Source organism: Tabrizicola sp. (assembly GCF_051645465.1).
In the GTDB taxonomy this organism is placed as follows: domain Bacteria; phylum Pseudomonadota; class Alphaproteobacteria; order Rhodobacterales; family Rhodobacteraceae; genus Tabrizicola.
Genome location: NZ_JBOFBI010000165.1, coordinates 16,251 through 31,925, shown reverse-complemented (window position 1 = coordinate 31,925; position 15,675 = coordinate 16,251). Strand labels below are relative to the sequence as shown.

Below are 15,675 nucleotides of genomic sequence, written 5' to 3'. Positions count from 1 at the left end.
TCCCATGGGTCGCAAGGTGCTGCCGCGCGGGGGCCTCTGAGTCGTTCGTCGCCACCCCCCGCCGCCGCCCCCGCGCGCGCAGGCCAGACAAGAGCGACCGGAGCGGCACAACCTCGGTCATCGGCGCGTGGCCCGCGCTGTCATCGATCCGCTCGGTCAGCTCGGCGACGGTCACCCCCGGCAATTCTGGTGCCAAGGCTGCAGCGATGTCGGCGGCGGTGGCCGCAATCACCGGACTGTCCGGAGAAAACGAGCCTGTTTCGAGATCGAAGCCGATGGCCCGGCCAAGCCGGTCAGCGTGGGATGAGTCCTCGGCGATCCGCGTCAGGAACCCCGCCGCCCAGCGACCCCAGCTGAGACGGAAATCGAAGAGCGTTCCGTCCTTGTCGAAGAGAAGGCCATCGATCATTGGCGGTCCGGTCCTTGCATCATGTCCAGTTCGTCATCGCGCCACCCGGCAGTGCCGCGCGTGCCAGCTGAGGCGCGGTGTAGGGATGACCATGGTGGTCGCAGAAAGCAACCACCCATCGGTCATCCATCAGAAGGAAGTCGAGAACCGCGGCAAGGAAGTCCGGGTCCGAGGCCCTTCCGCGCAAATCCGAAAGGCTTGCCCCGGTTGCGCCAAGGAAGGCAGGGAAAACCTCGTCTTCCGAGGCAATCCAGGCCAAAGCCTGCAGTGCCAGCACTTGTGCCGCATCCTGTTGCATTCTGCGACACTCCCGATGCGCCCACACCCACTTGCAGAAATATGATTACTGCGAAGCAAACAGAAAGGATTTCTTAACCTTCTCGGCGCCAGACTACACGACATACGGCGGAATAGGTAAACGGCACCGGAAGATGAGCGCACGGATCCTCATCGTTGACGACGTGGCGGCGAACCGGATCGTCCAGCAGGCAAGGCTTGCCGCAGCCTTCTATGAACCGCTGCTTGCCACGGATGGCGCAACCTGCCTGTCGGTGGCGCGGGAAGCGAGGCCGGATCTGGTGCTTCTTGATCTGGGATTGCCGGACAGACCGGGCCTTGATGTCCTGCGGGACCTGCGCAGCGACCCGGCCACGCGCGAGATTCCGGTGATTGCGCTGACCGCGACGGGGGAAAGCAGTGAACGCCTGGCCGCCTTCGCAGCCGGGGCCGACGATGTGATGAACCGCCCCGCGAACGAACGCGTGCTGCTTGCCAGGCTCCGCAACCTCTTGCGCGTAAAGGCCGAGATCGAATTCCCCGCATCTGGAGAGCTGGCGATGGCCGGCCTTGCCGACCCCCCCGCCCCGTTCGAGCCCCAGGGGACCATTGCAGTGGTTTCGGTAAAGTCCACACCCGCCAACTCTCTGCGGGATGCGTTGGCCGGTCAGCTGCGCGACCGCCTGGTCGTCCTTTCGCGCCGGGACGCGTTGGCCGAGATTTCAGCCGAGAATAACAGCTGCAATCTTCCTGAGGTCTTCATCGTCCACGATGATGGCGGGAACCCCGCCGGCACGCTGCGGCTGTTGTCCGAACTGAAAAGCCACCAGGCGACACGCCATGCCGCAGTCTGCGTAGTCGGGCCTGCGGGCGAAGGGGACGACGCGGCCATGGCCTTTGATCTGGGGGCGGATGACGCCGTCGCGCGCTACGTGACAGTCGAAGAGCTGGCTCTGCGGACCCGCGGCCTTCTTCGGCGCAAGCGGCACGGCGACCGGCGGCGCGCGCGGATGCAGGATGGCCTGCGTCTGGCGATGCTCGATCCGCTGACGGGGCTTTACAACCGCCGCTATGCCGCCCCGCAACTGACCGCAGTGGCCAAACGGTCGCACGACGACGGCACTCAGTTCGCCGTGATGGTGATGGACCTCGACCGGTTCAAGCAGGTGAACGACCACTATGGCCATGCGGCAGGCGACCAGGTGTTGATCGAAGTCGCTCGGCGGCTGACGGCAAACCTTCGGGAAAGCGATGTGCTGGCGCGGATCGGGGGCGAAGAGTTTCTGGCGATCCTGCCCAGAAGCGACATTGCCGTTGCACGCCGGGTGGCGGAACGGATCTGTCAGTCGATGGACATCCAGCCGATCAGGCTTCCGTCGGGCGAGCTGCTTCGGGTCACCGTCTCGATCGGGGTTGCGGTGTCCGGGCCTGCCGGTGAAGCGACGACCGAGAACGACGGAATCGTGAAGCAGGCCGACCTCGCGCTTCTGGCATCAAAGGGCGCGGGCCGGAACCAGGTGACCTACCGGATGAATGCGGCGTAAAGGCCGTCTGCACGCGGCATAGTCGGCTTTTGCCCCGGGATTGGCGGCACATGAGACCGATGGTCCCTACCCGCAGCGTTTGCTCTGATCCTAGTCCTTCCCGCCCTTGCGCTGCATGCCGTTCTCCAGCCGGTCGGCAAAGGCCGCGCGATCGGCGGGCGACATCTCCAGGATGCGGGCTTCGATCAGGCTGCGGCCAAGTGTCAGCCGCTCGGCATAGCGGGCTTCGATCGTTGCAAGGGCCGTCTTCGCCGCCTCGGCATCAAACGGTTCGGCCCGCAGCGTGGCAACGAGCGTCTCGAATTCAGCCCTCGCCGCCTCGCGGTCTTGGCGGAACTCGCCCGCGTGTTCTGCAAGCCCCCGGCGCAGGGCGCGGCGGTCCTCATCACTGAAGGCGGCGCTGAACGGACCAAAGGACAGGTCGCGCGGCATGCCGCGCTGCGGTCCCACGCTCAGCCAGGCGCCAACGGCAAGCCCCGCGACGGCAAGGTTCAGCGCTAAAGAAAGCGCGAACGCGATCTTCAGCCCTCGTGAGGCGGGCGCTGGCGGGACTGGGGCTGTCGGCGGCGGTGCGGGGTTTTCGGTCATTCTATCAGCCTTCGGTCGTCAGGAAGTCTTCTGCAGGAAAGAACTCGGCCGTGTCGGCCGTCGTCCCCGTCAGGTAGTCAAACGTTGTCGGGCTGAGATAGCCCACCGCCACCCCAAGGATCGCCGCCGAGCAAAGCCCGGCAAGGGCGGGCGGCCCCCCGAAGGCCGCCGCAAGACGTGCGATCACGCCAGCCTTTGGTGAAACCGATGCAGGGCGCGGCGCGGAAGCCTGCGGCTGCAAGGCAATCGCGTCGGCGAGCACCCGGTCCATCAGCGCCGGAGAGGGCGTTGGAGCCTCCCTCGCGGCCGCCGCCAGCAGGCGGTCAAGATCGTCATCCTTCATCCCGGTCATCCTCATAGCCCAGGGCCTCTTTCCGGCCCGCAAGACGTGCCGCCAGCGCGCGTTTGCCGCGTGCGATCAGGCTTTCCACCGCTTCGACCCCGATCTCCATGATCGTCGCAATCTCGGGGTTCGTCATCCCTTCCAGGTGCCGCAGCACCACCGCCTGCCGCTGCCGGTCAGGAAGCGTGGCCAGCGCGGCCCCCAGCGCGGCCATCCGGTCTGCGTCCTGCAGCCGCCCCTCGGCCCCTGGCCCGCCATCCGCCACCTCGGGCGCGTCGTCCAGCGCAAGCTGGCGTTTCCTGGCCTTCGCGCGCTGGCGGTCGATGCAAAGATTGGTGGCGACCCGGTAGGCCCAGGTCGTCACCTTCGTCTCGCCTTGTCGCCACTCGGGCGCGATGCGCCAGAGCCGGAGCATGGTCTCCTGCGCCACGTCTTCGGCCTCGGCCCGGTCGCCCGACAGAAGCCGCGAAGCATAGGCCAGCACACGGGGCGTGACGCGCTGGGTCAAGGCCAGCGCCGCATGCCGGTCTCCATTGGCATAGAGCACCATCAGCGCCTCATCCGAGGGTTCATCGCCAGCATCGAAGGCCATCTTCATCCTGCAATTGGTCTAACGCCTGCGCGCCTTCCGGGCAAAGGATCAGTTGTTGCCGTCTTCGCCGCGTTGACCGCGCTTCCGGCCCTTGTTCAGTGCAGCTTCGGCCTCTTCCTTCGAGATTGCGCCGTCGTTGTCGGTATCGAGCCGCGCAAAGTTGCGCTCGCCGGGGCCTTCCCCGATCTCGTCTTCGCTGATGGTGCCGTTGCCGTCATTGTCCATGTTGTCGATCATCCGGGCCGTGCGGTCGGCGAGCGTCTCGCTAAACTTGGCCAACTGGCGGGCAGCGAGCTCCTCGGCGCTTAGTGCACCATCGCCGTTGGTGTCGGCTGCGGTAAACTCGGCCTTCCGATGGGCCTCAAGCTCGGCCAGGCTGAGCTTCCCGTCCTTGTCCGTGTCCATAGCGTCGAACTGCTCAAGAAGCATCGCACCACGGCCGCCGGAGCCGCCGGGGCCTTTTTCCGCCAACGCCACTGACGCGAACACAGCGCCCGACAGCGCTAGGGCAACCACGGCGGTCTTCATTATTGCAGACATCATCTTCTCCTGTATCGGGGCCGCTTATTCGACCCATCTGCCCTGTCTCACGCCGAGGCTGCGGGTTTCCGTCTGGCGATCTTGCGACATCTCTTCACACTGCGGTGTTTCCCCTGTGAAGCCGCCCAGGACCCGAGTATGGTCCGCACGGACCCCCGACACGACGTGGGGCCAGACGTCAGGACCATCGCGATGAGCATTGCAGAGAGCCCCAAAAGCCTGACCCATGACCCCGAGGATCGCCCGGTCAAGCCCGCCCTCCTGCGCGGCTGGCGGCGGCGTTGCCCCAACTGCGGTGCCGGGCGGATGCTGCAGAGCTATCTGAAAGTGCGCGATGCCTGCCCGGCCTGCGGTGAGGAACTGCACCATCAGCGCGCGGACGACGGACCGGCCTATCTTACCATCCTGATCGTCGGGCATCTTATGGCGCCGATCCTCCTTTACACCTACACCACGTTCCGGCCCGAACCCCTAGTGATGGCGGTGGGTTTCAGTGTCGGCACCGCAGCGCTCTCGCTCTATCTCCTCCCCAGGCTCAAGGGGGCGCTCGTTGCGTTCCAATGGGCCAAGCGGATGCATGGTTTCGGACCTGCCCCGCATGGATGAACCGATCCGCCCGGCGGCCACGGTCGTCCTGTGGCGGGATGGCCCGGTCGGCGCCGAAGTCCTGATGGGCCAGCGCGGCGCCGGCGCGGTGTTCATGCCATCGAAGTTCGTCTTCCCCGGCGGCGGCGTCGATCCTGCCGACCATCTGAACGCCCAGGCGGGCTACCTGGCAACAGACTGCAGCCGGCGTTTGGGCGAGTTGGTCCCAGCGGGCGCACCCAAGCCGGACGTTCTGGTCGCCGCGGCCCTGCGGGAGTTGACCGAAGAAACCGGCCTGAAGCTTGCCCCGGCGGACAGCCCGGCGCTTCGCTTCATGTTCCGCGCGATTACACCGCCCGGCAAGACCCGCCGCTTCGATGCGCGTTTCCTGCTGGGCGATGCCACCCGGCTTACCGGCGATGCCGAGGATTTTGCCGCCGCTTCGGGCGAGCTTCAGCACCTGCGCTGGCTGTCCTTGCCCGACGCGCGCGCGCTGGACCTGCCCTTCATAACCGAGGTCGTTCTGGCCGAAGTCGCAGCATTGGTGGCGGGCGGGGACCAGCCCGGCGTGCCGTTCTTCGACAACTCGACCTCGACCCCGCAATTCCGCCGGATCGTCTGATGCGTCAACGGCCTTAGGTTCGACCGAACGGCGCTACTCGGCAGGCGTCTTCTGCACCGGCCATGTCGGATGCGGCACCGGGTCCTTCGCCTTGAAGAGGTACTGGCGGAAGATTTCCGTATAGTTGCGATAGACGTAAGCCTCGTTCCGCGCCTGGTACTGATCCCGCCGCGAGAAATACAACGCTGGAAGCTTGTACCAGGGGATGGTCGGGTGCATGTGGTGCACGGAATGGAAGTTGTTGTTCAGGAACAGAAAAGACAACGGCCCCCGGCTTTCGATGATCACGGTCCGCGCCCGCGCCGTTTCGTGCGCACGGTGCTCAAGATAGGTGCGGATCTTCAGAAGGCTCCACCCCAGATAGGCGGCAATCAGGTAGGCCCAGACGGGCATTGAGCCGACCGTCAGCAACCAAAGCAGAACCAGCGCCACACCCGGAAGATGCAGTGCCCACGCCAGCGCTACACGCCGGTCGCCCCTGCGGATGGCAATGACGTCGCCCTTCAGAAGTGCCCAGGCAGAGATCGCGGGCCCGACAAGCATCCGTCCGAGCAGTGTATTGTTGAACCGCAAGACGGCTTTCATGGGCGTTGAGAACTTCTCCCAGATCGCGGGGTCCAGGTAATTCGACTCCGGGTCGTCGTAGGGGTCGGTCAGCGTTGGGTCGTAGTGGTGCTGAAGATGCAGGTCCTTGAACCGCAGATAGGGCACGTAGACCGTGAGGCCGGGGAAGACCAGCGCCTCTGACCACCACTGCGACGTCAGAGGGTGGCCGTGCAGGACCTCATGGGTAAGCGAGGAGTACTGCCCGATGGCAAGCGCAGCGACAACGATGGCAAGGATGGGAGAGACGGTCCAGAGGACGGTGGTCGCCAGCGCCCAAAGCGCGTAGGTTCCGATGAAGACGATCAGCGTCGGCCATTCGATGGCCCGGGTTTCGGTCTGCAAGGTGATGCCCGATAAGGTAACTTCTATGTGACGGTATCAAAACCGGCATCTGCCGTGAATTCGGGATATTGTAAACTTAATCCCGCTCTGGTTCTGTAAAAGCGACAAGTGATGGATAAAATCGACAAACGCGACCGCGCGCCGGTGTTCCGCGCCCGTCTGGCCGAAGCGATGGCCAGCCGGAAGGTCAGCCAGGCCGAACTCGCGCGGCAGGCCGGGGTTGACCGATCGACGATCTCGGCGCTGCTGCAGCCCGGGACGCGGCTACCGAATGCACAGCTTGCCGCGGACTGCGCGCGGGCCTTGGGGATCAGCGCAGACTGGCTTCTGGGCCTGTCGGGACGGCCAGAGCCGATTGCCGATCTTCTGGCCGCGTCATTGTCGCTGACCGAAGCCCCCCGCGCCCTGATCGACGAACGCATCTTCGCCTGGCATCAGGAAGCGGCGGGTTACAAGATCCGGCATGTCCCCGCGACTTTGCCGGATATGCTGAAGACGAGGGCGGTGGTGGAATGGGAATACGAGCCGCAGCTTGGGCGGACCTCCGAACAGGCGATCGGGGCTTTCGAGGACCGGCTGAAATGGATGCGTGCGGCCGGGTCGGACTACGAAATCGCGCTGCCGATGCATGAACTTGCCGCCTTCGCCACGGCTGGCGGCTACTACGAAGGGCTTTCGGCCGAGACCCGCCTCGCCCAGCTTCGCCATCTCATCGTGCTTTGCGAACAGCTCTACCCCTCGCTCAGGCTTTGCCTCTTCGACGCGCGCAAACTGTTCTCGGCCCCGGTTACGATCTTTGGCCCGCTGCTGGCGGTGATCTACCTCGGGCGCCACTACCTGGCCTTCCGCGACACTGCGCGGGTCGAGACCATCACCCAGCATTTCGATTTTCTAGTCCGCGAGGCAGAGATCGGCGCGCGCGACATGGTCGGGCATCTTCAAGGGCTGTGCGACCGGGTGCGTTAGAACGCGCGCAGCGCACCGGTCGCGTAACCGTTGAAGTCGAAGATCTCCCGCACCGCTGCCAGCCTGTCCGCGGGGATCGCCCCCCGGTCCAGGACAAAACCGAACCCGCCCGAGGGCGTCCCGATGGCCAGCGTCCGGTAGCCGCTGTCGACCCAGAGGATCCACCAATCCTCCTGCCCGTTGACCCGCAGGCGCCCCGGACCGGCGGCGGTGGCAAGTCCGGAGACGTTTTGTGCAACGCCGTCGAGGCAAAGCGTGCCCGCCACCTGCAGGCCGCCATTCGCTGGCTGAAACTCGACCTGACCAGAGGAGCAGGAGCCATCGGAAGACTGGAACGCCGCCGCCTGCCGCCATTTCCCAGCGATCTCCATCGGCTGGAAAGCAGCGGCCGACCAGATTTCTGCTCCCGATTCCCGGAAAACCGCCGTCTTTGAGGGCACGGCCGCACAGGCCGCAAGGGTCAGAAGCGCAAGCAGGGCTATTCGAGGCACAGGGTCACCCGTCGGCCATCGTCCTGAAGAATTTCATTGCATCCATAAAGCGGCTTGATCGGTGAGCAGGTGCCGGATCGGGCAAGGCAAACGCCTTCGCACTGGCTTTCCCGCTCGCAGCGCTTGCCCGAGTCGCGCGTTGTGAAGACGCAGGCGCGCGAGTTTGCCTTTCCGACCTTTGCCCATTTGCCCTTCTTCTTTTCGCAGGCGAGCTGCAGTTCCGACTTCACAACCGCCGGAACTTCCTCGACTTCAGCCTCCGGTGCGGGCGCGGGTTCCGCTTCTGCAACGGCTGGCTCTGCCTCTGCGCCGGGTGCTGTCGGGGCGGCCTGTGGCGCGGCGGTGTCGGTACCGGCGGGCTTCGCGGCGGGGCTCGTCGGAGCCGCCGCGGCGTCGTCCGGAGGGGCGTCCAGCGCCGTAACCTCGATCTCGCCCCCGGTTACGGCATTTGGCGTGACGCCGTCTTCCGACTGGCCCGGTCGGTTGCCCTGCGGGGCAAGCTGGCAGGCCCCAAGAAGACCCGCGAAACAGACGAGAACGGCAAGACGGATTGGACGGCGCATCGGGCACTCCGGTTCGCGCCAACAAGTGCCTTGATCCGCCCCCCGCCGCAAGTCCCGTCAGTAGGGCGCGGGGAAGACCCGGTGGGTTTCCGCTATATCGTCCAGCACATCTTGTGACAGCGTGACCGACGCAGCACCAATATTGGTACGAAGCTGGTCCAGCGTTGTCGCGCCGATGATCGGGATGGTGCGGAACGGGCGGCCTCTGCAAAAGGCGATGGCCATCTGGCAGGGGTCAAGCCCGTGCCGCGCGGCGATGCCCAGATAAGCCGCGACCGCGGGGAAAACCTGCGGCGTGATCCGCCCGCCCAGATCGGGTGTGTGCACCCGCCGGGTGCCTTCGGGCGTCACGTCGCCGGCGTACTTCCCGGACAGAAGGCCAACGGCAAGCGGGGAAAACGCGAGTAGCGGCATGTCCTCGATCAGGCTGAACTCGGCCCAGTCGGTATCGAACTGACGGCAGAGGAGGCTGTATTCGTTCTGCACCGTCCCCATGCGCGGTAGGCCCATCGTATCGGCCAGGTGCAGCCAGCGAGCGGCACCCCAGACGCTTTCGTTCGACAACCCGATCGCCCGGATTTTTCCTTCTTTCATAAGCGCTTGCGCGGTGGTCAACACGTCCGTCATGTGCGCCGTCTCGGCGGCCTTGTCGGTCCCCGTTGGGGCGTAGCGCCAGGCCTGGCGGAAGTGATAGCTGCCCCGGTTGGGCCAATGGATCTGGTAAAGGTCGACGTAATCCGTCTGCAACCGCCGCAGGCTGCCTTCCAGCGCCGCACGCATCGTCTTGCCGGTAACTGGCTCTCCGGGCCGGATGATCTGCCCTTTCCCAGCGACCTTGGTCGCGATCTGGAGCCGGTCGCGTCCACCGCGGCTGGCGAGCCAGTTGCCGATGATTTTCTCAGTGTTTCCAACCGTTTCCGCCCGCACGGGATTGGTCGGGTACATCTCGGCGGTATCCCAGAAGGTCACGCCCTCGTCGACGGCCATATCCGCCTGGGCGTGGCCTTCGTCTTCTGTGTTCTGAGTGCCCCAGGTCATCGTTCCAAGGCAGATTTCGGAAACGGTCAGGCCGGTCTTGCCGAGGGTCAGGGTCTTCATCTCGCCTCCGGTGCTTTGCAGCAGGCTAGGCCGGAACGCCCGGTACGCCAAGGGTGAAGCCGACACTTCTTTCGGGCGCGTTCAGCGAGGTTTATGAAAGATGAACCACATATTGTGCGGGGGACACGACAGCGACGCCGCAACACCCCTCAAGTGCTTGAGAACGCTTGATTAATCCTTGCACTTTTCGAACGGGCTAATGATCTTCCTTTTGTCTTCCTTCCGTCTCTACGCACGTCTTGGTTTTGGGCCGTTAACCACATCAGGCGAATCGAGCTGAGCCAGGGGCTGGCCGAAACAAAACGACGAAGGCCGTGAATAAACCGTCGATGTCAGGCGTTGGAAAGACAGCAGCTGGAGGGTTCGCCAAGGCGGTTGCTTTCGTGAACCGTCCCTGTCCAGATAGGTTTCAACCGAAAGGCCATGCCATGCCCCGACCCATCATCCTTGCCCTGCTTGCCGCGCTGGCGGCAGGTCCGGCGGCCCAGGCTGCCGCAATAGACTATCAGCTTGACCCGTCGGCTTCGACCGTGGCCTTCGAGACCGATTTCGGCCCCGACCTGATCACCGGATCGATCCCGCTGGAGGTGGCGGACCTTCGCCTCGATTTCGACAACGTGAAAAACTGCACCGTTGACGTCGTGCTGGACGTCAGCGGCGCGAAGGCCAGTTTTCCTTTCGCCGCGCAGGCCCTGAAGGGGCCGAAGGTTCTGAACGCCGCGGAACATCCCCGGATGACCTTCGAGAGCACCTCGGTCAAGCGCGCGGGCGAAGGGGCGGATATCACGGGGAACCTCACGATCCGTGGCGTGACGAAGCGCGTGACCCTCAAGGCCCGCATTTCGCGGCCAAGCGGGAGCGACGCGAACGACTTCAGCCAGCTGACCGTCCAGATGACCGGCCGAGTCAACCGCAGCGATTTTGGCGCGACCGGCTGGTCTGATATGGTCGGCGACGAGGTGCGGATCATCATCACCGCCCGGATCAACGCAAAAGGCTGAAGATGGCGCTGCGCAACGGACCAGACGAGTTCGGCCTTGTCACCCGGGTGATGCACTGGGTCATGGCGATCCTGATCCTGGTCATGCTGGCTCTTGGCCTACGGATTTCGTCGATGGAGCCGGGCCTGTCGAACCTCTGGCTTTACGGGCTGCACAAGACGCTGGGCCTCACGCTTCTGGCGCTGGTCGTCCTTCGCATCCTTTGGCATCTCGCCTCTCGCCCACCCGCCCCGATCGGCCCGCCGGGGCGGATGCGGCTGTTCGTCAAAACCTGGCACTGGACGCTTTACGGCCTGATGATCGCCGTCCCGATCAGCGGCTGGGCCGGGTCTTCGGCCAGCGGGATCGACACGGTTTTCGCCGAGACCTTCGTCGTACCGCCGCTGGTTCAGCCCAGTGAAAGGGCCGAATTCGTCTGGTTCATCCTGCACGAGATCTTTGCCAAGACGCTGCTCGGGATGGTCATTGTGCACATCCTTGCAGCGTTGCGGCGCGAGATGGGGGGAGATGGCACGTTGACCAGGATGCTCCGCGGCCGGGCCTGAACGCCATATCGAATTTTCGACGAAAATTCGTTGATGTCCCTGCCGCTGGCCCTTTGCAAAAGCATGGGTTAAGGAAGCGCTGATTTACTGTTCAAGGCACGCGCATGGCACGGATTCTGATCACCTCCGCCATTCCCTACATCAACGGTATCAAGCACCTGGGCAACCTGGTGGGCTCGCAGCTGCCCGCCGACCTCTTCGCCCGCTTCAACCGTGCGATGGGGCATGAGGTGATGTTCATCTGCGCCACCGACGAGCACGGGACACCCGCCGAGCTTGCCGCCGCCAAGGCCGGGAAGCCGGTCGAGGAGTACTGCGCCGAGATGCATCAGGTGCAGAAAGACCTTGCCGCTGGGTTCCGCCTGTCGTTCGACCATTTCGGACGGTCCTCCAGCCAGCGGAACCACCGCCTGACTCAGCATTTCGCCGGGAAACTGGACGAGAACGGCCTGATTGCCGAGGTCAGCGAAAAGCAGGTCTATTCCATCGACGACGGCCGCTTCCTGCCGGATCGCTACATCACCGGGACCTGCCCGAACTGCGGTTATGAGGCGGCGCGGGGCGATCAGTGCGAGAACTGCACCAAGCAGCTTGACCCGACCGACCTGATCAACCCCCGCTCGTCGATAAGTGGCTCGACGAACCTTGAGGTGCGGGAAACCAAGCACCTTTACCTCAAGCAGCGCGCTTTGCGGGACAAGCTGGAGGCCTGGATCGACAGCAAGACCGAATGGCCGATCCTGACCACGTCGATCGCCAAGAAATGGTTGAACGACGGCGACGGGCTGCAGGACCGGGGCATCACCCGCGACCTGCACTGGGGCATTCCGGTGAAGAAGGGCGACCAGACCTGGCCGGGGATGGAGGGCAAGGTCTTCTACGTCTGGTTCGATGCGCCCATCGAATACATCGCCGCCACCGCCGAGTGGGCCGATGCCAACGGATATGAGGATAGTGCATGGGAGCGCTGGTGGCGGACCGACAAAGGTGCCAATGATGTTCGATATGTGCAATTCATGGGCAAGGACAACGTGCCCTTCCACACGCTTTCCTTCCCCGCCACGATCCTGGGGTCGGGCGAGCCATGGAAGCTTGTCGATTATCTGAAGTCCTTCAACTACCTCAACTATGACGGCGGCCAGTTTTCCACGTCGCAGGGGCGCGGCGTCTTCATGGACCAGGCGCTGTCGATCCTGCCGGCCGACTACTGGCGCTGGTGGCTTCTGTCGCACGCCCCCGAGAGTTCAGACAGCGAATTCACCTGGGAGAATTTCCAGACCTCGGTGAACAAGGACCTGGCGGATGTATTGGGCAATCTTGTGAGCCGGGTCACCAAATTCGCCGTCTCGAAGTTCGGCGATACGGTGCCTGGGGGTGGGGAGTTCGGTGCGCTTGAGACCGGCCTCATCGCCGATCTTGGTGCGCGGGTCGCGGACTACACCGCGCTGATGCAGGCGATGGAGGTCCGCAAGGCCGCGGCCGAGCTTCGGGCGATCTGGGTCATCGGCAACGAATACCTGCAGTCGGCCGCCCCCTGGTCGGTGGTCAAGACCGACCCCGAGCAGGCGCAGGCCATCGTCCGTCTCGCGCTGAACCTGATCCGCGTCTATGCGATCCTGTCCGCCCCGTTCATCCCGGACGCCTCGGCCACCATGATGAAGGCCATGGGGTCGGATGACTGGACCTGGCCGCATGACATTTCGGATGCGATGCGGACCCTTCCCGCGGGCCACGGCTTCAGTGTGCCGGAAAACCTCTTCCGCAAGATCACCGACGAGGAGCGCGCCGACTGGCAGAACCGTTTCTCGGGCGTGCGGGCCTGAGGCTGCCGCCGCAGAGCAGAACAGATTTCGTTCGCACTTGCAGAAACCGCCCGATGACGGGCGGTTTTTTGCTGATCCGGCTCAATCGCAGGAAGAAATTCCGCCGAGTCGCAAAACTTGGGGAGCCACACCATGTGTCAAGGTGGTAATGTCCCGTGATCGGACCCGAGTCGCTGCCACGTCAGGAGAGCCCGAATGTCACATGTTCTGCCTTCGCGAACCCGCCCGAAAAAGACTTACGCAGCCGTTGCCCTGTTTCTTCTGGTCTATCTGGGGGTGCTGGTCTTCGTCTTCGCCCCGAAGGACATGATCTCTGTCCAGTCGCCGACAGAGCTGCTCGCAACCGACTGACAAAAATCAGATAATCGCACCCTCTACGATCGGTTGCCCGGCGGCGATCCGGTCGTAGTGGAATGCCGACAGGTCCAGCGTGCGGTAGCCGCCATGGACGATCCACTCTGCCGTGCCCCGCCCCATTGCCGGGGCCTGCTGCAACCCGTGGCCCGAGAAACCGTTCAGAAGCAGGAAGTTGCCGACCTGCGGGTGCGGGCCTGTGATCGCATTCTGGTCGAGCGTGTTGTAGTCGTAGTGCCCCGTCCACTCGCTGATCACCTTGACGGCCTCGAAGGCCGGGATGCGGGTGGCGATGGCGGGCCAGATCTTGTCCTGCCAGATCTCGGGATCCATCGCGAAATCGTCGAAATCCACCGCGGGGTCCGGATCGCCGTGCCCCCCGATCATGTAGGTTCCGCCGCCGATCTCTCGCATGTGGATGCCCGAGGGGTCGATGGTCAGGGGCAAGGGCCGGTCCAGCGGGTGCCTGGCCTGGATCACCCAAGTGTAGCGTTTCCGGGGTTCGATGGGCAGGCTGATCCCCGCCATTGCGGCGGTCTTTGCGCCCCGCGGACCCGACGCATTCACCACCGCCCCGCAGGCGATCCTACGGCCCGACCGCAGATCGACCGAGACCACCCGGTCGGCTGCGGGGGAAAGGGTCATCCCCACCACCTCGTCCGCCACATACTCCACCCCGGCCTCGCGCGCCTTGCGGCGGAACCAGTCGAAGACGGTCGAGCCGTCGAAGTAGCCCTCGTCGTGGGTGTTGATCGAGCCAAGGACCAGATCGTCCACTTCGTAGAACGGATAGGCGGCCTTGATCTGATCGGGCGTCATCAGCCGGGTCTCGGCACCAGCCGCCGCTTGAATCTTCTGGTTCCGGCGCAGGACCTCGGCAAAGCCCTCATCCGCGGCCAGGTACATGTAACCGAAGTTCTGGATGTGAAGTTCCGGCACCCGGTCGTCGTTCCCCATGAAGCCGCGCAGGTTCTGCACGAACTCCGCCCCGAACTGGGAAATCCTGATGTTGAGCTCGGTCGAGAACTGCTGGCGGATGCAGGAATTGGTGTGGGTCGTACCGGCCTGCGCATAGGACGGGTCGCGCTCCAGCACCAGGACGCGGCCCCTGAAGCCCTTGTCCTGCATCAGCCACCACGCAGTCGACGATCCCATGATCGCCCCGCCGATGATCACGACGTCATAGGTGTCGTGCTTCGGTTCCGCCGTAAAGCTTTGCATGTCTCTGGTCGCCCTGCCCCTGTTCCCGCGGGTGTAGCCTACCCAACCGAAAGCGTAAATCGCGGGCGCGCGCTCACCCCTGGGCAGGTGGCACGTCGACCGAGGTCAGCCAGGGCTTGATGTCCAGAAGCGGCGTGCCGTCGAAGGCATCAAGTGCATCCACAGTCAGGACGCCCGTGACCGGATCAATGGCCAGGATGCGCACCACGCCGACGGCAATCGGATTCGGTCGGGCGGGCGAGCGCAAGGCAAAGACGCCGGTCGGGCCGTCACGATGCGCGGGGCTTTGCACGATCAGGTCGCGACGCGAAGAACCGGTCCAGTAGAGCAAGATCACCGGCTGCCCGACCGCCAGCCCGGCAAGCCCCGGTCGGAACGACTCGTCAATCTCGATCCGGAAGGTGCCGCCGACTTCCCGCGCCTCGCGCAGGTTCTTCGGGCAATGTCCGCGGGACCAGGGGCTTCGCAGGCGCCCGATGAAGCGAAGCCTTGCGTCATCGGCCGTGCGGGCGGGGTCGAACGACAGCGCGACCTCGCCCGGGCGTTTCTCAGTTGGGGGCAACGACATATGGGCCTCATGGTCCGACGACCCACTCTCTGCCAAAACGGCCGAAGCGCGCAATGGCTTCAGTCGGATGAGGGTGGCAGGTCAGCCGCCTGAATGACTGTCGTGGTCATGGCCGCCCTGCCCCGTCGGCGGATCGATCTCGAACTCGATTTCAACCCGCCCGGCCTTTTCGAAAATCAGCACGGCCTTGCGCATCTCGCCCTTGGTCAGCGGGCCAGTCAGCCCCATGAACATCACGTGATAGCCGCCTTGCTCGAGGTTGACCGTCTGGCCCGGCGGGATTTCGATGGCCTCGACATGCTCCATCGTGCCCATGCCACCGGCGTCGACCTTGCTTTCGTGCACGATGGACTTTGCTGCGAAGTCGCTTTCCACGCCGATCAGCCGGTCAGGCTCGGTCCCGTTGTTGACGATCGCCATGTAGCCCCCGGCGGTCTTGGCCGATACTGCTGGCTGGGGAATGTAGGGGTGGACGATCTGCAGATCGCCCACGGTGATTTCGTGCGCCATTGCGGGCAAGGCCAGGAGAATGGCTGCGGCAAGGGCGAGGATGCGGTTCATTGGAATGGTCCTTTCGGGTGAGACGTTTTAGTACGGG

Annotated in this window: 20 protein-coding genes and 1 pseudogene; 8 read left to right on the top strand and 13 right to left on the bottom strand. The window is 64.4% G+C overall.

Annotated elements, in window-relative coordinates:
- Together ACRCSW_RS10500 and ACRCSW_RS10495 are read right to left on the bottom strand one after the other, a co-directional pair.
- Positions 1 to 409 (bottom strand): annotated as a pseudogene (locus ACRCSW_RS10500) (HAD family hydrolase); the annotation flags it as partial.
- Positions 410 to 428: 19 nt separating this feature from the next.
- On the bottom strand, positions 429 to 707 hold the full coding sequence (locus ACRCSW_RS10495) for a DUF3572 domain-containing protein (RefSeq protein WP_438704871.1): 279 nt from the start codon (positions 705 to 707) through the stop codon (positions 429 to 431).
- Between the two features lie 133 nt (positions 708 to 840).
- Here ACRCSW_RS10495 and ACRCSW_RS10490 point away from each other — a divergent pair, with 133 nt between their 5' ends.
- Positions 841 to 2,229, top strand: coding sequence for a diguanylate cyclase (locus tag ACRCSW_RS10490; protein ID WP_438704870.1), 1,389 nt, complete (start codon positions 841 to 843; stop codon positions 2,227 to 2,229).
- 90 nt (positions 2,230 to 2,319) lie between these two features.
- On the opposite strand, the gene ACRCSW_RS10485 is transcribed toward ACRCSW_RS10490, so the two are convergent.
- Genes ACRCSW_RS10485 through ACRCSW_RS10470 form a run of 4 tightly spaced genes read right to left on the bottom strand, consistent with a single transcriptional unit; the run spans position 2,320 to position 4,295 of the window.
- Positions 2,320 to 2,817 carry a periplasmic heavy metal sensor gene (locus ACRCSW_RS10485; protein WP_438704868.1) on the bottom strand — a complete coding sequence of 166 codons (498 nt, stop codon included), beginning with the start codon at positions 2,815 to 2,817 and terminating at the stop codon, positions 2,320 to 2,322.
- Between the two features lie 4 nt (positions 2,818 to 2,821).
- A complete protein-coding gene (locus tag ACRCSW_RS10480) occupies positions 2,822 to 3,160 on the bottom strand; it encodes a dihydroorotate dehydrogenase (RefSeq protein ID WP_438704866.1) in 339 nt (112 codons plus the stop codon).
- A complete protein-coding gene (locus tag ACRCSW_RS10475; protein WP_438704864.1) occupies positions 3,150 to 3,758 on the bottom strand; it encodes an RNA polymerase sigma factor in 609 nt (202 codons plus the stop codon). Before ACRCSW_RS10475 ends, ACRCSW_RS10480 begins: the two co-directional genes overlap by 11 nt.
- 42 nt (positions 3,759 to 3,800) lie before the next feature.
- The gene (locus ACRCSW_RS10470) at positions 3,801 to 4,295 is read right to left on the bottom strand and encodes an EF-hand domain-containing protein (RefSeq protein WP_438704862.1); all 495 of its coding nucleotides are present in this window, start codon (positions 4,293 to 4,295) and stop codon (positions 3,801 to 3,803) included.
- Between the two features lie 189 nt (positions 4,296 to 4,484).
- Between ACRCSW_RS10470 and ACRCSW_RS10465 the strand changes: the two genes are divergently transcribed.
- Both ACRCSW_RS10465 and ACRCSW_RS10460 read left to right on the top strand, forming a co-directional pair.
- On the top strand, positions 4,485 to 4,898 hold the full coding sequence (locus ACRCSW_RS10465) for a DUF983 domain-containing protein (protein ID WP_438704860.1): 414 nt from the start codon (positions 4,485 to 4,487) through the stop codon (positions 4,896 to 4,898).
- The gene (locus tag ACRCSW_RS10460) at positions 4,891 to 5,499 is read left to right on the top strand and encodes an NUDIX hydrolase (RefSeq protein WP_438704858.1); all 609 of its coding nucleotides are present in this window, start codon (positions 4,891 to 4,893) and stop codon (positions 5,497 to 5,499) included. The genes ACRCSW_RS10465 and ACRCSW_RS10460 overlap by 8 nt, the downstream gene beginning before the upstream one ends.
- Before the next feature lie 33 nt (positions 5,500 to 5,532).
- Here the strand turns inward: ACRCSW_RS10460 and ACRCSW_RS10455 are convergent, their stop codons facing one another.
- Positions 5,533 to 6,447, bottom strand: a complete 915-nt coding sequence (locus ACRCSW_RS10455) for a fatty acid desaturase (RefSeq protein ID WP_438704856.1) — start codon at positions 6,445 to 6,447, stop codon at positions 5,533 to 5,535.
- Between the two features lie 108 nt (positions 6,448 to 6,555).
- On the opposite strand from ACRCSW_RS10455, the gene ACRCSW_RS10450 reads away from it, so the two are divergent.
- Positions 6,556 to 7,413 (top strand): helix-turn-helix domain-containing protein, encoded by an 858-nt coding sequence (locus ACRCSW_RS10450; protein ID WP_438704854.1) that lies wholly within the window; start codon positions 6,556 to 6,558, stop codon positions 7,411 to 7,413.
- Here ACRCSW_RS10450 and ACRCSW_RS10445 read toward each other — a convergent pair.
- The 3 genes from ACRCSW_RS10445 to ACRCSW_RS10435 are packed head-to-tail and all read right to left on the bottom strand — an operon-like array spanning position 7,410 to position 9,565.
- Positions 7,410 to 7,904: a lipocalin family protein gene (locus tag ACRCSW_RS10445; RefSeq protein ID WP_438704852.1), complete on the bottom strand. Its 495-nt coding sequence runs from the start codon at positions 7,902 to 7,904 to the stop codon at positions 7,410 to 7,412. The two genes, ACRCSW_RS10450 and ACRCSW_RS10445, sit on opposite strands and share 4 nt — an antisense overlap.
- Positions 7,892 to 8,467, bottom strand: a complete 576-nt coding sequence (locus ACRCSW_RS10440; RefSeq protein WP_438704851.1) for a hypothetical protein — start codon at positions 8,465 to 8,467, stop codon at positions 7,892 to 7,894. Before ACRCSW_RS10440 ends, ACRCSW_RS10445 begins: the two co-directional genes overlap by 13 nt.
- A 57-nt stretch (positions 8,468 to 8,524) precedes the next feature.
- Complete coding sequence (locus tag ACRCSW_RS10435; RefSeq protein WP_438704849.1) at positions 8,525 to 9,565, bottom strand: aldo/keto reductase; 1,041 nt, start codon at positions 9,563 to 9,565, stop codon at positions 8,525 to 8,527.
- A 428-nt stretch (positions 9,566 to 9,993) separates the two neighbouring features.
- Between ACRCSW_RS10435 and ACRCSW_RS10430 the strand changes: the two genes are divergently transcribed.
- The 4 genes from ACRCSW_RS10430 to ACRCSW_RS10415 all read left to right on the top strand — a co-directional run bounded on the left by ACRCSW_RS10430 (position 9,994) and on the right by ACRCSW_RS10415 (position 13,285).
- Complete coding sequence (locus ACRCSW_RS10430) at positions 9,994 to 10,566, top strand: YceI family protein (RefSeq protein WP_438704848.1); 573 nt, start codon at positions 9,994 to 9,996, stop codon at positions 10,564 to 10,566.
- A gap of 2 nt (positions 10,567 to 10,568) precedes the next feature.
- Positions 10,569 to 11,111 (top strand): cytochrome b, encoded by a 543-nt coding sequence (locus ACRCSW_RS10425; protein ID WP_438704846.1) that lies wholly within the window; start codon positions 10,569 to 10,571, stop codon positions 11,109 to 11,111.
- Between the two features lie 104 nt (positions 11,112 to 11,215).
- A complete protein-coding gene (gene metG / locus ACRCSW_RS10420) occupies positions 11,216 to 12,934 on the top strand; it encodes a methionine--tRNA ligase (RefSeq protein ID WP_438704845.1) in 1,719 nt (572 codons plus the stop codon).
- A 195-nt stretch (positions 12,935 to 13,129) separates the two neighbouring features.
- A complete protein-coding gene (locus ACRCSW_RS10415) occupies positions 13,130 to 13,285 on the top strand; it encodes a hypothetical protein (protein WP_438704844.1) in 156 nt (51 codons plus the stop codon).
- Between the two features lie 6 nt (positions 13,286 to 13,291).
- On the opposite strand, the gene ACRCSW_RS10410 is transcribed toward ACRCSW_RS10415, so the two are convergent.
- The 3 genes from ACRCSW_RS10410 to ACRCSW_RS10400 form a co-directional block, all read right to left on the bottom strand.
- Positions 13,292 to 14,509, bottom strand: coding sequence for an NAD(P)/FAD-dependent oxidoreductase (locus tag ACRCSW_RS10410; protein ID WP_438704842.1), 1,218 nt, complete (start codon positions 14,507 to 14,509; stop codon positions 13,292 to 13,294).
- Between the two features lie 73 nt (positions 14,510 to 14,582).
- Positions 14,583 to 15,077, bottom strand: a complete 495-nt coding sequence (locus tag ACRCSW_RS10405) for an SAM-dependent methyltransferase (protein ID WP_438704841.1) — start codon at positions 15,075 to 15,077, stop codon at positions 14,583 to 14,585.
- Between the two features lie 81 nt (positions 15,078 to 15,158).
- The gene (locus ACRCSW_RS10400; RefSeq protein WP_438704839.1) at positions 15,159 to 15,638 is read right to left on the bottom strand and encodes a copper chaperone PCu(A)C; all 480 of its coding nucleotides are present in this window, start codon (positions 15,636 to 15,638) and stop codon (positions 15,159 to 15,161) included.
- Positions 15,639 to 15,675: the final 37 nt, after the last annotated feature.

Bases quoted from the DNA above. Each gene is read 5' to 3' on its own strand.
- ACRCSW_RS10405 (WP_438704841.1), bottom strand. From the start codon at position 15,077: ATGTCGTTGCCCCCAACTGAGAAACGCCCGGGCGAGGTCGCGCTGTCG.
- ACRCSW_RS10415 (WP_438704844.1), top strand. From the start codon at position 13,130: ATGTCACATGTTCTGCCTTCGCGAACCCGCCCGAAAAAGACTTACGCA.
- ACRCSW_RS10400 (WP_438704839.1), bottom strand. From the start codon at position 15,638: ATGAACCGCATCCTCGCCCTTGCCGCAGCCATTCTCCTGGCCTTGCCC.
- ACRCSW_RS10440 (WP_438704851.1), bottom strand. From the start codon at position 8,467: ATGCGCCGTCCAATCCGTCTTGCCGTTCTCGTCTGTTTCGCGGGTCTT.
- ACRCSW_RS10480 (WP_438704866.1), bottom strand. From the start codon at position 3,160: ATGAAGGATGACGATCTTGACCGCCTGCTGGCGGCGGCCGCGAGGGAG.
- ACRCSW_RS10475 (WP_438704864.1), bottom strand. From the start codon at position 3,758: ATGAAGATGGCCTTCGATGCTGGCGATGAACCCTCGGATGAGGCGCTG.
- ACRCSW_RS10460 (WP_438704858.1), top strand. From the start codon at position 4,891: ATGGATGAACCGATCCGCCCGGCGGCCACGGTCGTCCTGTGGCGGGAT.
- ACRCSW_RS10495 (WP_438704871.1), bottom strand. From the start codon at position 707: ATGCAACAGGATGCGGCACAAGTGCTGGCACTGCAGGCTTTGGCCTGG.
- ACRCSW_RS10425 (WP_438704846.1), top strand. From the start codon at position 10,569: ATGGCGCTGCGCAACGGACCAGACGAGTTCGGCCTTGTCACCCGGGTG.
- ACRCSW_RS10465 (WP_438704860.1), top strand. From the start codon at position 4,485: ATGAGCATTGCAGAGAGCCCCAAAAGCCTGACCCATGACCCCGAGGAT.
- ACRCSW_RS10410 (WP_438704842.1), bottom strand. From the start codon at position 14,509: ATGCAAAGCTTTACGGCGGAACCGAAGCACGACACCTATGACGTCGTG.
- ACRCSW_RS10430 (WP_438704848.1), top strand. From the start codon at position 9,994: ATGCCCCGACCCATCATCCTTGCCCTGCTTGCCGCGCTGGCGGCAGGT.
- ACRCSW_RS10490 (WP_438704870.1), top strand. From the start codon at position 841: ATGAGCGCACGGATCCTCATCGTTGACGACGTGGCGGCGAACCGGATC.
- ACRCSW_RS10485 (WP_438704868.1), bottom strand. From the start codon at position 2,817: ATGACCGAAAACCCCGCACCGCCGCCGACAGCCCCAGTCCCGCCAGCG.
- ACRCSW_RS10470 (WP_438704862.1), bottom strand. From the start codon at position 4,295: ATGATGTCTGCAATAATGAAGACCGCCGTGGTTGCCCTAGCGCTGTCG.
- metG (WP_438704845.1), top strand. From the start codon at position 11,216: ATGGCACGGATTCTGATCACCTCCGCCATTCCCTACATCAACGGTATC.
- ACRCSW_RS10435 (WP_438704849.1), bottom strand. From the start codon at position 9,565: ATGAAGACCCTGACCCTCGGCAAGACCGGCCTGACCGTTTCCGAAATC.